This window comes from Blautia sp. RTP21359st1_E11_RTP21359_211015, assembly GCF_040910705.1.
Taxonomy (GTDB): Bacteria; Bacillota; Clostridia; order Lachnospirales; family Lachnospiraceae; genus Blautia_A; species Blautia_A fusiformis.
This window is the reverse complement of record NZ_JBDGAB010000004.1, coordinates 64,510-78,219: the sequence shown is the minus strand read 5'-3', so window position 1 is coordinate 78,219 and position 13,710 is coordinate 64,510. Positions and strand designations below refer to the sequence as shown.

Genomic DNA, 13,710 nt, shown 5'->3' with positions numbered 1-13,710 from the left:
AATCCGGACTTAGTCCTCAATTCCCATCATCATCTTATAGTGTTGTTCCTGATGCATAGCTGTGAAAATCAGTTCAAACACCTTTTTGCATTGTTCCACATCACTGCCGTCATCAATATAGTTGAATCCATCACTGATAACTGCTGGGCTATCATTCATGTATGTGAGCATACTTGAAGCAATATTGTAGCGATCATAATTTGGCTTCTGACCTTCTATTTCGTCCACAAACAGTGGTTTATTCTGCTCCAAAACAATTTTATGAAGATCATTTCCTTCATAACCGCATATCTGAATAAAGTAGTACTCAAGAATATGACGGATTACATTCTTCACTGTATTTGCCGTTTTCAGTTCTTTGTATTCATCCCACAAAGCAGCATAAGAGTTCTGAATTGGATTATAGTTTTCTTGTTCAGTAGGTACTCTCTGGCTCTGACGCACACAAAGTTTAACCGAAGATATGTTTTCCACCTTACGAATCATATAAAAAGAAACACTGTGGTATCTCTTTGCTTGGTGATGTGTAATCTCCTTATGGAAATAAACATTGTGAGTCAGAATGAAAATCTGTTTAATATAGTCACCATCGACTTTATGGCTACGGTAATCCGTGTTGTTGTAGCAAACTTCAATCATCTCTCTAACAAGAGCACTGACGATGAATAATGCTCCGCTATCCATACTAGATACTGGGTCATCTATAACAACAATTTTATCTTTTACGGCTTCACTGCTAAGGCTTCCTTTAACAAGGTGATAGTAGTATAAAAACGCAATAAAGTTTCTTTCACCTTCGCTCAGTTTTTCTGCAACACTTCCATCCGGACGAATTACTTCATATGTATTTGCGACTCCATCCTTAGCGCGCAAATGGAAGCCCTCAAAGCCTGAATTATCAAGCAGTACATTGATGCTATCAATCGTTGCCTCTGTATTCACAATCTGCTTGTTTAATTCGTTGGCTTCTTCCTTCTTAGCAGTAGCATCTTTTCTCAGTTGCTGCATCTTGCTCTTTAGAGATTTAATTTCGGCATCTAAGTCTGTCAACGCTTTATTGTATGCTGCAACGTCGGCTTTCAAGAGCTCTGCAAGATACTCCCACACCTGCTTTTTGCATAAAACTTTCTCGGTTTTGATATCACCAACAATCTCGTTGTTTTCTTTGATTTTCTTATTAAAACCATCAATCAGTGTCCCAATCTCAATCAACAAACTATCAGTATCTTCCAGTGAGGCAATTGTTGTTGGTTCTTTAATCTTTGCTGCAATCCTCTGCTTATTAATAGTAATAGCATCTATAAGAAGCTGAACCTTTACTTCATATTCTGACAGGTCCAATCCCGGCATAGCCACAGATACATTACTTTCCAGTGTTGCTACAACGGAATCCATCTCTAATTCATAGGTTTTCTGGAATGAATTAATCGCAGCAATATCCTCCTGATACTGCGCATCAAAACACGCAGCTATTTCTTTATCAAAATTAGATGGTAGTTTCTGCTGGCAATATGGACATTTCCCGTCTGTCTGACCAGCAAAATGAGTATGACCACTTCGTACCCAATCAGTAGCTTTTAACGCTTTAATAAATTTTGCAAAATCCGTATCGCTACTACTGGAGATTGGTTTGCCCATCAATTCATATCCCGGCAGGGATGCGTAGGTAACTTTACCGGCCTTAGACAGCATGTTGTACTGCTGTGCATCGCCTGAAAAAACGGTACTGTATAGAACTTTTAATTCATCAAAGTTATGGGCAACCGGAGTAATCGCTAAAATCTCTTGAGCAAATAAGGCTGCCTTTTTCTTACCCTTGATAGCTTCATTAAACAGCGTTCTTGCTTCCGCACTCTTGCTCCAACAATCTGACTGGAATGTTGATAAGGCAGTACTCTTATCCTCTACTTTCTGGTCTATAGCGGCCTTATGTCCGTTGTATTCCTCGCCCATTTTCTTGCGTTCAGCATTGAGAGTATCAACCTGTTCCTGAATGGCAATGTTGGTTTCATTTACGGTAAATACACCAGCAAGATTTCCATAGTTGCGCAGGTTAGCATTTATAAAATCTGTATCATACACAAGAACATCATAATCAGCTGATGCTCTTCCAGCTTGCCACTGTAAATGCTCATCGTTTACCTTGAACGTTCGTGCAATGGTAGATTTGCCTGCACCATTCTTCCCATAGAAGAAATTTACATATGTCGGTTCTATAACCTCATTAGAGAATGTGGCATCATTTAACGTTATTTTTTCTATTGCTGATTTCATTTTAGGGTTCATATGCAAATCTACCTCCTGCTTCTATTCTTTAATTTTTCCTTCTCTGACCCATTCATCAACTTCAGAGATTTTGAATTTATATCGTTTTCCAGCTTTATATACAGGTAATTTTCCTTCTTTTATCCAAGTACGGACTGTATCCTGACTCAAGCTGAGATGTTCTGCTACATCTTCAAGGTTTACCCATTTTTCAACTTGCATGTTTTCATATTCTGCGCTCATATTATTCCTCCATGTTCGATTCCAGATGAGTGGTTACATATTTATAGGGAGAATACTGATATCCCAGCTTCCCTTAATACCTCTACTGCATTTATCTTTTTTACTGCCCAGTGCATGCGATTTAATTCATTCGTTCCACTGCAGCCTTCGATTCCGAGTTCAAACCGAAGTTCATTTATTTTCTGCTGTGGTATCCAATTGAGTATTTGATAATATACTTTGATACCGTTGTTCTGAATTTTCACATCAACAATCAACCCATAAGCAGCATAGTGGTCTGCGTCCGTTTTTCCATAAGTGTGGTTCTCAGTCGCAATAATTGCTGGGTAGGTTTTCAGTGCCGAAATTGCATCATCTGACAAAGTCGCATAAGCTGCTTTCAATTCCTTTGACGTGCTTTCCGTTATTGCTCTATCCTTTCGAACAAGGCAATGACAGTACTGAGGATTTAATTCATCATCCCCGACAACCAGAAGATTATAGAAATCTGTATTTAATGTAATGGTATGCGCTGCGTTAGGGCTTCCCGGCATAGGTGGTGCTCCGCCCACCATCATTACGCTATAGGTATTATTCACTGCATCCGTATGAGCTACCAACGTATTATTGTTACCGGGCAAATTAAATGTTGTATTCGGTGTTTGCGTTTGCAAAGCTCCCGGTTGTGATGGTTGTAATTTATTCTCCATCTTTTTTCAGCCCTCCATAATAATTGTTCGTAATGCTATCAACATGCTGAATGAAGCTATTATTATTTCCGGTCACATTAAAATTGAAAACCATTTGCTGTTTTGACTTTTCTTCTTCCCGACGAGGTTCTTCATAGACTTCTTCAACAATAATATCATCTGGCGATTTATATGCTTGATTATCGGCTACGTTGTCATCTTCAAATTCAATATAACTAAGCTTAATATCGACAGGCCAATTAACACCAATATCTCCAGTGTAAGCCCTTTTGCCTCCACCCGTGGATGGACACCAAATCTCAAATGTTTCTGCCCCAGCCGTATTATCAACATTACATACAGCATAATGAAATACGCCTAATAGAAATGACTGCAAAGGAATCTCTTTCATATTTACGAGTTCCTTCTTCTGCGCTGTTGTGCCATCTTCCCTAATATAGAAAGATTGGCTGTCATCAATGTAATTATCTAATGCTATTAGTTCGACGAGTGCTTTCACGAGCAGCTCGTCTTTTTTTATATCTCCTCCAGCATCAATGAATCCATCCACAAAGCAGCACATTTTTCTCACTGTATCCACATACTCGTTCTTCACTCTTTCGTCAAAAACTCTCAATGCCGTTTTATCACCAAACGGGAAGTAGCCGCCACCGGCATTCTTACATTTTTTATATTCTGATGCATTACCCTGAATCGTTTTAATTTCAGTTGGCATCGGTGTTGCTAAATCAGAACGTATCACTCTCGCAAGACCAATCAAAGTTTCATATTCAGTTAATCCATCTTTTTTTCCTGCGTAGTGTTCATTCGCACCTAACAGTTGCTTTCTTGCCTCTAAAAGTAAAGTGAAAAACGTACCACCACATAATCTTAAATTTTCTTTTTTTGCCATTAATTGTCCCTCTAATCAAATTTACCTACTCAACTTACTCAACTGTGAATGGCAGTCCTACTCAACTTACTATTTTCTATCCCTGTGAAAAGCCACAGGGATTTTTTGTTGTTTGTTGACTGTTGAATCTGATGAATACAAATCAGAGCAATTCCCAACAAACCCTACTAAATCATTATAACACTTTCCGACATTATTTTCAATGCAGTGAAAATGAACGAATAATGAACTCTACGGTGAAATATGCCTGAAATCTCTATTCCCACCTGTGGCTGGTCACAAATTTACGCCAATCACAGGAGGAAAAACAATGGCAAACAAAGACAATCAGAGTAAACAATACCGTATCTACATCAAGGAATCTAAAAGCTGGGTGGATGTTAACAAGGAGTTCTACACGAACTACTATCGTGACATCAATACCTACCGCAAGCGTCAGCAGGAGCATGGTCGTTGTGTCTGCCCTGCAAGCAAACGCTATTTATGCGATATGGACTGTATGACCTGTCCGTATGCTAAGGCTGGCAACCAGCTTTCTCTCGATAACACCGTAAGCGACGGTGAAGGAAATGAAAAGAGCTGGCTTGATGACATGCCGGATGAATCCGTAGCTATCGCTGAATTAATGGAGGACGCAGAACTTCTTCGTGCCCTCTATGCAAAGCTGAATGAGCTGGACCCGGAAGGTCGTCTTATCTGTCAGCTTATTATGGAAGGAAAATCTGAGCGTGACTGTGGCAAGGAAATGGGGCTCTCCCGTAATACCTTTGTATACCGCAGAGACAAGCTACTCCAGAAGCTTCGCTCAGATCTGAAAGATTACATCTAATTTGAATAGTCGTCCTCTGATATTTCAGGGGACGATTTTTCTTTTCAAAAAACTTTCTATAATTTTTCGGCCAAACGACCATCTCACCTCCATTGAGTAGTGTAAGGCGAAACAAAGCGACCTACAGAAAGCGAGGTGAACACCGTGAATCAGACCTTTCACAACAGAAGAGGCACTGACGCAGAAGTAATTGCTACCCTCACAGCAATCAGTCAGGTATCCGCAAGAATGGCGAAGAATCTTAGACTCATCGCCGCACACAGACAATCCGAGGAAGGAGGAACAACAAATGTCAAAAATGAACGATATGGCTATGACCATCGAAGAACTGAGAAATGCTGCCGCTGCTATTAACGATACAGCAGACTGGCTCGCACAGCAGTTTGGAGGAACACCTAAAACCACTGAAAAATCAGAAGCCCCTGCCACTCCTGCGAAATCTGCACTGACCCTTGAGGAGGTTCGAGCTGTTCTGGCTGACAAATCTCGTACTGGACATACGGCTGAGATTCGAGAGCTTCTTAAAAAATATGGTGCAAGCAAGCTGTCACTCGTAGACCCAAAACATTATGAAACCCTGCTCAGGGAAGCGGAGGTGCTCTAATATGCCGCCTAAAGGACATGCACTCCTCTCCGCATCCTCTTCTGACAGATGGCTTCACTGCCCACCGTCAGCAAGGCTTTGCGAAACCTATGAGGATAAAGGTAGTGATTATGCTGCAGAAGGTACCGACGCACACGCTCTTTGTGAGTACAAGCTCCGTAAAGCTCTCGGCATGGAAGCTACTGATCCAACCAAAAGTCTCGACTGGTACAATGCCGAAATGGAAGATTGTGCCACCGGGTACGCCAGCTTTATTATGGAGCTTTTGGAAGATGCCAAGCAGACCTGCTCCGATCCAGTTGTTCTGATTGAACAACGAGTGGACTTTTCCCGTTGGGTGGAACAAGGCTTCGGAACCTCAGATGCTATTCTCATCAGCGATGGAACTATGCATGTGATTGACTACAAACACGGTCTTGGAATACTTGTTTGCGCTGAAGACAATCCACAGATGAAATGCTACGCTCTTGGCGCTCTGGAGCTTTTCGATGATATTTATGACATCGATACGGTCAGCATGACCATCTACCAGCCCAGACGTCAGAACGTTTCTACCTATGAAGTCAGTAAGGATGACCTGTATCAGTGGGCCGATGAAGTTCTGAAGCCTACCGCAGACCTCGCCTTTGCCAGTGATGGAAACTTCCTGTGCGGTGAATGGTGCGGATTCTGTAAGGCAAAGCATGAATGCCGGGCCAGAGCAGAAGCCAATCTTCTACTCGCACAGCACGATTTCAAACTGCCACCACTGCTTACGGATTCAGAAATTGAAGTCATTCTTTCCCGTGTCGACGAGCTGGTCTCCTGGGCCAACGACATCAAGGAGTATGCACTCCAGCAGGCAATCAGCGGTAAAGAATGGACCGGTTGGAAGCTGGTCGAAGGTCGCTCTAATCGCAGATATACCAACGAAGCCGCTGTATCAAAGGCTGTCGAATCTGCTGGTTTTGACCCTTATGAAAAGAAGCTACTTGGTATCACTGCTATGCAAAAGCTACTCGGCAAATCTCGCTTCGAGGAACTCCTTGCAGCCTATATTGAAAAGCCACAAGGCAAACCTACTCTTGTGCCGGAAAGCGATAAACGCCCGGCAATGAACACAGCAAAAAATGATTTATGGAGGAATATGACAATGAGTAAAAATGTAAAAATGACAAATCCCATGAAGGTTATCACTGGTCCTAACACACGTTGGAGCTATGCCAACGTCTGGGAACCTAAATCCATCAACGGTGGCACTCCGAAATATAGTGTCAGCCTGATTATCCCAAAATCCGACACAAAGACTGTTGCAAAGATTGAAGCTGCTATCGAGGCTGCATACCGTGAAGGTGAAGCAAAGCTCAAGGGCAATGGTAAATCCGTACCTGCTCTTTCTGTACTTAAGACGCCTCTTCGTGACGGAGATCTTGAAAGACCGGACGATCCTGCATACGCTGGCAGCTTCTTTGTGAATGCAAATGCAACCTCTGCACCTGGTATCGTAGATGCAGACCGCAATCCTATCCTCACTCGTTCTGAGGTTTACTCTGGAATCTACGGTCGTGCCAGCATCAGTTTTTACGCTTTCAACAGCTCTGGCAATAAAGGCATCGCCTGTGGCCTTAACAATTTGCAGAAGATTCATGATGGCGAGCCTCTTGGCGGTAAGGCATCTGCTGAATCTGACTTTGCAACTGATAACGACGATGATTTTCTTGACTAATGGAGGTAGCAAACTATGGAGACAATCGTGATTAGCACAATTCTTGTAAACATCTGTATCGGCTGCTTCGCTTGCGTCGGTCTCACTACTGCAATCTCTATGATTCAGAGTATCATCAACGACCATAAACGTGAAAAGCGTGAGCAGGAAAAAGACAAGCGCGACCTCGAATACCACGAAAAGCGCATGAAAGACTTTAAGTAATCTATCAACCTGCTGGCGGTGGAACTCACTGCCGCCAGCACATTTTCTGACAAAAGGAGACAACCTATGAATGAATTTGCAGAAATCTTAAATCTATTTATTGCTAATGTCATCTCCTATACCTTTTTTGCGGCGGTATATGGCTTCATCATCTACAACGTAGGAAAAATCATTTTTTACCTTGTTAGTTATGCGGTATACCACATTCGTCGTGACATCAATAAATATAAATCCAATAAAGATAAACAGTAACAAGGCAGGCGGCAGGGATTTCTCTGCTGCCTGTTTTGTAGAAAGGACAATCTCATGAAAACACTTAGTATCGATATTGAAACCTACAGCGATGTGCCACTTCAGAAAACCGGAGTATATCGCTATGTAGAGTCACCTGATTTTGAAATCTTACTCTTTGCCTACAGTGTAGATAACCAGCCCGTTCAGGTCATTGATCTTGCCTGCGGAGAACAGATTCCAAAAGAAATCCTTCTTGCTCTAGAGGATGAATGTGTCATCAAGTGGGCCTTCAACGCTACCTTTGAACGCATCTGTCTTTCTCGTTTCTTAGGTTATCCGACCGGAGAATATCTGAAACCGGAAAGCTGGCGTTGCTCTATGATATGGTCCGCCACGATGGGGCTTCCACTCTCCTTGGAAGGTGTCACGAATCAAAAAGCGCTTTGATGTGAGAGAAATAAAGTCCAGCAAGGACATCACCGACTGGAATGCTGGAAAGATACCAGTCGCAGTCATTCATCCTGCATCTGCTGGTCATGGACTCAATCTACAGGCTGGCGGTTCCACCCTTATCTGGTTTGGTCTGACATGGTCACTGGAATTATATCAGCAGACCAACGCCCGACTTTGGAGACAGGGCCAAGCCGCCGGAACCGTGGTGATAGAGCATATCATCACAAAAGGAAAATACAAATCAACCACAATCGTTTTCTTGGATACACGAAAGACGCGGACGGCAACCTCATCATCGATCCAGAACAGGCAGAAATCGTAAAGCGCATTTATCGAGAATATTTAGAAGGTCTCAGTATGGACAAGATTGCTGCAGGCCTGGAGCGTGACGGTATCCTTACCGGTGCCGGAGGGGAAAAGTGGCACACAAGCACCATCAACAAAATTCTCCGAAACGAGAAATACATCGGTGATGCCCTGCTTCAAAAGACCTACACTACAGACTTTCTAAACAAGACCAGAGTTAAAAATAACGGTCTTGTTCCACAATACTATGTAGAAGGCGATCACGAAGCCATTATTCCGAAGAACATTTACCAGCAGATACAGGAAGAACTTGTCCGCAGACGAGTGGTAAAAACCAGTGACAATGGCAAAAAACGAAGCTACAGTTGCAATCACTGCTTCTCCCAAATCGTCATTTTCGGCGAATGCGGTGAAATGTTCCGAAGACTCCACTGGAACAATCGAGGCGTCAAATCAATTGTCTGGCGCTGCATCAGCAGGCTGGAATCCACCGGACTTGAATGCCACGCTCGAACCATCAATGAGCTGGTTCTTCAGGATGCCGTTGTCAATGCCATCAATCAATTACTCGGCGACAAAAATAACTATCAGGCACAGCTCCAGCTTAACATTGCCGCAGTCATCCGAGCTTCACAGGTAACAGCCATAGACAGCATTGACAAGAAGCTAATGGCCCTGCAACAGGAGCTGATTCAAAAAGCCAACAGTAAAGAGGACTACGACGAAATAGCGGATGAGATCTTCAGATTCCGAGAACTTCGTCAGAAAACCACTGTCGATACCGCCGCAAGGGATGAACAGATAAAGAGAATTAACGACTTGCAGGATTACATCTCACAGCAGACCGCCCTCCTTACTGAATTCGATGAATCACTGGTGCGACGCTGGATTAAGCAGATCACCATCTGGGATGACCGCATAATAGTTGAATTGAAATCTGGCGTCAGCATTGATGTGGATGCATAACTCTATAGATATACAATGGCTCCCCACCACTGGATAATTCCCGGTGATGGGGAGCCTTTTCATTTTATTTCAAATTTTCAATATTTAATTCCATGAACGTTAAAAAGTTAGTAGCATCTTTTAACAAACAGGAAAAGGTTTCTGCATAGTTTTCTTTTTTCACATCAAGCTTTTTCGTAATTTTTTGATATCCCTTTCCTTTACGATGTCCCGTTCCACTTGAACGTAACTCCTGTAGATTTCTCAAGAACTTAATATGCTCATTATAGTTTTCGATATTACTTTCACATAGCCAAGCTTCTATTTTTGAAATGCTACCTACAAGTTTTTCGTAATTACCAGTTAACCGTTTTGAAATGCTCTTTTCATTTAAAGAATCAATCAGTATTTTGACTAAAGAAAGAACCAGCATATCCATCTCAGTAATTGAATTATTTACTGGAACTCGTAATATTTCAAAATTATAAGCATCCTGCTCTGTTAATGATAAAAATAAAGGCCATCCATACTTTTCAGTGAAAACTCTATTTAATCGTGTATAAGCTTTCTTAAAAACAAAATCTGGAGACTCTGAGTCTGATGCAATACACATAAAATCTCTCTTTATTTTTGTTTTGCTCAATTTTCCTCCAATCGACTTGTTAAATCCCCTCCAATAATGCTGCTCGGCTTCACTTGGTAAATCTCTTCCTAAATCACCTAAATAAGCTGATACATAATCTGAATTACTATTATCAATATACAATGACCACAATACACCACATCGAATAATTCCATCTTCGACTTTATAAATTTCAGGTTTCGAATAATACTTATTCAGTACTGCACTGTCAAAATATACAGGTGTTAAATAGTGCGGCGCTGTTGGATTTGCCCCGAAGTAGTTGTTTAATTCTTTCGGATTACAAGTATGGCGTATTTCTTTTCCGTTCTCATCTATACCAATAATAAAATCAACATAAGTCTTTTCTTCATTATACGGCCAAATATTACTATCACATAAACTGCAACCTGAGACAACATTTTTTGCATAAATGATGGAATAATTTTTCCTTTTTAGTCCAGTTGATGTATTTCCGATATTAAGTGCATAAAAAATTGTGTTTTCGCTATTTCTATAAACCAATCCATCTTCCTTGATTTTTTCCGAATTATCGATAGAAACGCACCTGCTATCAATATGTATCATCAATACTTTTTCTTTTACTGCTAGATACGTTTTTAAGTATCTTTTATGTATAGTTACATACCCATTATCATTCATTTTCACTACGGTAATTCCTTCACCGTTAGAAACATCAATATATTCATTTTTTTGTGAATTGAAATACAGATTGAATAATAATCGAAACTCTTCAACAATTTCTATTGAATCTGTAGCTACGCCATTATATTCTCTTTTTATAACAAGTGGTTCATAACCATTGTCATTTCCCCAACGATGATAAACCTTTTCATCATCCTCCCAAGAACCGTAAACTGTAATTCCAGGCATCAATGTATGTGCATTATATGTATCATTTTCCATATCATTTTCAACTTCATTCAAAGGAAGAAGAAAACTCTGAAGGTATATATCATACTTTTTATCAATTTTATTTCCTGATACAGGAACCATTATGTCAGCATCTAATCCTCTCTCTATCCATTCTCGAATATCAATCTGATACAAATAATCTTTATCCATCATCTTTCAAATCCTCCTGTTATCTATTCCACTGCCAAGTCTGCCCCTTAGTATCGAGTGGCTTAAACTGCGGTCGGCTCTGACAACAATCCTAGTGACACAACCTCTGACATCTAATCCACAGCCTAAACCCTACCGCTATTCTCCGGTACTCAATTTCTCTCCAATCAGACCGAAAAGTAGATATGTTTCCATATAATAAAACCGAGCTTTCCGCAAGGCTTCTCTGATGATACCAACCTTACAAAAAGCCCGGAAATACGCCGCTTTTCAGCACTTGATTTTATTTTCTTGACAGCAAACACACAGTCTCAACATGGACTCCCTGCGGAAACATATCAGTAGTAGAAACCCGCACCAGTTCATAATCCTCCGCACACAGCACCTTCAGATCCCTCGCCAGTGTCGCACTGTCACAGCTCACATACACAACCCTCTCCGGCTTCATTTTAAGGATCGTATTCAGAAGTACCTCATCACAGCCCTTCCGTGGCGGGTCTACCACGATAACGTCTGCATAAACGCCATTCTTCTCATACTCTCTCGGCAGCACTTCCTCTGCTTTTCCGACAAAAAACTCTACATTCTCAATGCCATTGAGCTTCGCATTCTCTCTTGCATTGTCAATGGCCTGTGGTACGATCTCCACGCCGCGGACGAATTTTGCTTTCTGGGCCAGGAACAGGGAGATAGTTCCGATTCCGCAGTACAGATCCCAGACAGTTTCATTTCCCGTAAGGCCGGCGTACTCCAGAGCCTTTCCATACAGTTTTTCGGTCTGGATGGGATTGACCTGGAAAAAGGACAGGGGAGAGATCTGATAGGAAATATCTCCGATGCTGTCCGTTATATAGGACTGTCCCCAAAGGAGGCGAAGCTGATCACCCAGGATCACATTGTTCCGTTTTTTATTAACATTGATGGTAATGCTGGTCATTTCCGGAATTTCACAGAGTGATTCCACAAGAGCCTTTTCTGCAGGGATCTTATCTCCGTTTAAGATCAGACAGACCATCATCTCATCTGTATGGAAGCCGTAACGAATCATAATATGACGTACAAGACCTTTTCCCGTGGCCTCATCGTAGGGCTGTACATGATATTTTTCCATGTGTCCGATCACACGGTCCAAAACCTCTTTATTCTGTTTCACTCCCAGAATACATTCTCGGTTATCAATGATGGAGTGGGTTCTTCCTGCATAAAAGCCTGTGATGATCTTTCCGTCTTTATTTTTTCCTACCGGAAACTGTGCCTTGTTTCGATAATGATAGGGGTCTTCCATCCCCATGATCGGTTCCATATCAAGATTCTGAAAACCTCCGATTCTTTCCAGATGTCCACGAACCTTTTTCTCTTTAAATTTCAGCTGCTGCTCGTAGGATAATGCCTGAAGCTGGCATCCTCCGCACTGGCGGGCAATAGAGCAGACAGGTTTCACACGGTATGGAGACGGTGTGATCACCTCCATCAGGCGGCCATAGCCATAGTTCTTTTTTGCCTTGATGATCTTGGCTTTGATCCGGTCTCCGATCACGGCGTCTTTCACAAAAACGGTGAAGCCATCGGCTTTCCCGATACCTTCACCGTCAACTCCGCAATCCTCTATATCTAAAGTGAGTATATCGTTTTTACGGAATTCCATGTATTAAATATCTCCTGTTCTTCTTAAATTGGACTCAAAAAGCCGGTTGAAACCAAGCCATTCTTTTTTGCCTTTGTCTGCGTGAAAAATTTCTGTCAGTGTCTCCATCCTTGCATCTGTATTGTCTGCCAGATTCAGGGCAACTGCCTCTGCAAGTGCCGGTTTCTTGGGAGAACCGTACTCAAGCTCACCATGATGTGCAAGAATACAGTGGATCACCTGATTTTCAAGCTTCTCCGGAAAATCCGGGATCTCTTTTGCAAGATCATGCACCATCTGTGCCCCGATCACAATATGTCCAAGAAGCTGTCCCTCATCTGTATAATCATTCATCGGAAAAGCAGAAAGCTCCTTCGTTTTGCCCACATCATGAAGAAGTGCGGTTGTGATCAGAAGATCTCGGTTCAATAGTGGATATGCATTCGCCATATAATCGCAGAGACGGGTCACTCCAAGAGTGTGCTCCATCAGCCCGCCGATAAAGCCATGATGTACGGTCTTCGCTGCAGAATGTCCCTCAAATATCTTCATAAATTCCTGATCTTCCACAAAGAGCTTCTTCAGAAGCTGGGAAAGATAGGGATTCTTCACACTGTTGATAAGCTCTCGTAGCTGGCTCTGCATATCATCCACACTGTTCTCACTGGTAGGAAGATAATCTGCCGGATCATACTCCCCTTCTCCTGCCTTGCGTGCTCTCTTGATATTCAGCTGCATGGCGCCTGCAAAGCTTGTCACATCTCCCATGATCTCAATGTAATCAAGAGTATCAAACTCATCAATTCCCAGAGAATTGGGATCCCAGATCTTACCATCGATCACACCTGTTTTATCCTGAAGGATCAGATTCTCATAGGGCTTGCCATTCTTCGTTGTAGCTGCCTGTTTCTGTTTGCAGAGATAGATCCCGTTTACTCTGTCTCCCTCATGTAATTCATTTAAAAAACGCATAAAATTCTTGCCTTTCTGTTCTTTTTACTTTCAAAGC

At 42.0% G+C, this 13,710-nt stretch carries 13 protein-coding genes and 3 pseudogenes; 9 read left to right on the top strand and 7 right to left on the bottom strand.

Translation table 11 applies throughout. The features are described 5' to 3' along the window. Positions 1-9: 9 nt before the first annotated feature. The 4 genes from AB5026_RS02490 to AB5026_RS02475 are packed head-to-tail and all read right to left on the bottom strand — an operon-like array spanning position 10 to position 4,089. Positions 10-2,286, bottom strand: a complete 2,277-nt coding sequence (locus AB5026_RS02490; protein WP_368212689.1) for an AAA family ATPase — start codon at positions 2,284-2,286, stop codon at positions 10-12. Positions 2,287-2,307: 21 nt separating this feature from the next. Continuing rightward, a complete protein-coding gene (locus AB5026_RS02485) occupies positions 2,308-2,508 on the bottom strand; it encodes a helix-turn-helix domain-containing protein (RefSeq protein WP_008976224.1) in 201 nt (66 codons plus the stop codon). Positions 2,509-2,549: 41 nt separating this feature from the next. After that, entirely contained in the window at positions 2,550-3,197 is a 648-nt protein-coding gene (locus AB5026_RS02480; protein ID WP_368212687.1) for a hypothetical protein, read from the bottom strand. Next, a complete protein-coding gene (locus AB5026_RS02475) occupies positions 3,187-4,089 on the bottom strand; it encodes a hypothetical protein (protein ID WP_368212686.1) in 903 nt (300 codons plus the stop codon). Before AB5026_RS02475 ends, AB5026_RS02480 begins: the two co-directional genes overlap by 11 nt. A 310-nt stretch (positions 4,090-4,399) precedes the next feature. On the opposite strand from AB5026_RS02475, the gene AB5026_RS02470 reads away from it, so the two are divergent. The 9 genes and pseudogenes from AB5026_RS02470 (at position 4,400) to AB5026_RS02430 (ending at position 9,390) form a co-directional block, all read left to right on the top strand. Next, complete coding sequence (locus tag AB5026_RS02470; RefSeq protein WP_368212685.1) at positions 4,400-4,918, top strand: RNA polymerase sigma factor; 519 nt, start codon at positions 4,400-4,402, stop codon at positions 4,916-4,918. Positions 4,919-5,207: 289 nt separating this feature from the next. Further along, positions 5,208-5,522 (top strand): DNA ligase, encoded by a 315-nt coding sequence (locus AB5026_RS02465; protein WP_368212684.1) that lies wholly within the window; start codon positions 5,208-5,210, stop codon positions 5,520-5,522. Between the two features lies 1 nt (position 5,523). Next, positions 5,524-6,636 (top strand): annotated as a pseudogene (locus tag AB5026_RS02460) (DUF2800 domain-containing protein); the annotation flags it as partial. A gap of 18 nt (positions 6,637-6,654) precedes the next feature. Continuing rightward, complete coding sequence (locus AB5026_RS02455; RefSeq protein WP_173740051.1) at positions 6,655-7,227, top strand: DUF2815 family protein; 573 nt, start codon at positions 6,655-6,657, stop codon at positions 7,225-7,227. A gap of 15 nt (positions 7,228-7,242) precedes the next feature. Further along, complete coding sequence (locus AB5026_RS02450; RefSeq protein WP_015524375.1) at positions 7,243-7,431, top strand: hypothetical protein; 189 nt, start codon at positions 7,243-7,245, stop codon at positions 7,429-7,431. Positions 7,432-7,497: 66 nt separating this feature from the next. Continuing rightward, complete coding sequence (locus tag AB5026_RS02445; RefSeq protein ID WP_110103440.1) at positions 7,498-7,683, top strand: hypothetical protein; 186 nt, start codon at positions 7,498-7,500, stop codon at positions 7,681-7,683. A gap of 54 nt (positions 7,684-7,737) precedes the next feature. Next, positions 7,738-8,091 (top strand): annotated as a pseudogene (locus AB5026_RS02440) (hypothetical protein); the annotation flags it as partial. 1 nt (position 8,092) lies between these two features. Further along, a pseudogene (locus AB5026_RS02435) lies at positions 8,093-8,350 on the top strand (ATP-dependent helicase); the annotation flags it as partial. Next, positions 8,293-9,390, top strand: a complete 1,098-nt coding sequence (locus tag AB5026_RS02430; protein ID WP_110103441.1) for a recombinase family protein — start codon at positions 8,293-8,295, stop codon at positions 9,388-9,390. The pseudogene AB5026_RS02435 and the gene AB5026_RS02430, both read left to right, overlap by 58 nt. A 64-nt stretch (positions 9,391-9,454) precedes the next feature. Here the strand turns inward: AB5026_RS02430 and AB5026_RS02425 are convergent, their stop codons facing one another. From AB5026_RS02425 to AB5026_RS02415, 3 genes are all read right to left on the bottom strand, one after another. Beyond that, positions 9,455-11,080 (bottom strand): hypothetical protein, encoded by a 1,626-nt coding sequence (locus AB5026_RS02425; protein ID WP_110103442.1) that lies wholly within the window; start codon positions 11,078-11,080, stop codon positions 9,455-9,457. Between the two features lie 280 nt (positions 11,081-11,360). Then, on the bottom strand, positions 11,361-12,722 hold the full coding sequence (rlmD, locus tag AB5026_RS02420; protein ID WP_118752502.1) for a 23S rRNA (uracil(1939)-C(5))-methyltransferase RlmD: 1,362 nt from the start codon (positions 12,720-12,722) through the stop codon (positions 11,361-11,363). A 3-nt stretch (positions 12,723-12,725) separates the two neighbouring features. Next, the gene (locus tag AB5026_RS02415; protein WP_015524370.1) at positions 12,726-13,673 is read right to left on the bottom strand and encodes a 3'-5' exoribonuclease YhaM family protein; all 948 of its coding nucleotides are present in this window, start codon (positions 13,671-13,673) and stop codon (positions 12,726-12,728) included. Positions 13,674-13,710: the final 37 nt, after the last annotated feature.

Excerpts from the sequence above, each read along its gene's own strand:
- AB5026_RS02490 (WP_368212689.1), bottom strand. The coding sequence starts at position 2,286 with ATGAACCCTAAAATGAAATCAGCAATAGAAAAAATAACGTTAAATGAT.
- AB5026_RS02485 (WP_008976224.1), bottom strand. The coding sequence starts at position 2,508 with ATGAGCGCAGAATATGAAAACATGCAAGTTGAAAAATGGGTAAACCTT.
- AB5026_RS02480 (WP_368212687.1), bottom strand. The coding sequence starts at position 3,197 with ATGGAGAATAAATTACAACCATCACAACCGGGAGCTTTGCAAACGCAA.
- AB5026_RS02475 (WP_368212686.1), bottom strand. The coding sequence starts at position 4,089 with ATGGCAAAAAAAGAAAATTTAAGATTATGTGGTGGTACGTTTTTCACT.
- AB5026_RS02470 (WP_368212685.1), top strand. The coding sequence starts at position 4,400 with ATGGCAAACAAAGACAATCAGAGTAAACAATACCGTATCTACATCAAG.
- AB5026_RS02465 (WP_368212684.1), top strand. The coding sequence starts at position 5,208 with ATGTCAAAAATGAACGATATGGCTATGACCATCGAAGAACTGAGAAAT.
- AB5026_RS02455 (WP_173740051.1), top strand. The coding sequence starts at position 6,655 with ATGAGTAAAAATGTAAAAATGACAAATCCCATGAAGGTTATCACTGGT.
- AB5026_RS02450 (WP_015524375.1), top strand. The coding sequence starts at position 7,243 with ATGGAGACAATCGTGATTAGCACAATTCTTGTAAACATCTGTATCGGC.
- AB5026_RS02445 (WP_110103440.1), top strand. The coding sequence starts at position 7,498 with ATGAATGAATTTGCAGAAATCTTAAATCTATTTATTGCTAATGTCATC.
- AB5026_RS02425 (WP_110103442.1), bottom strand. The coding sequence starts at position 11,080 with ATGATGGATAAAGATTATTTGTATCAGATTGATATTCGAGAATGGATA.
- rlmD (WP_118752502.1), bottom strand. The coding sequence starts at position 12,722 with ATGGAATTCCGTAAAAACGATATACTCACTTTAGATATAGAGGATTGC.
- AB5026_RS02415 (WP_015524370.1), bottom strand. The coding sequence starts at position 13,673 with ATGCGTTTTTTAAATGAATTACATGAGGGAGACAGAGTAAACGGGATC.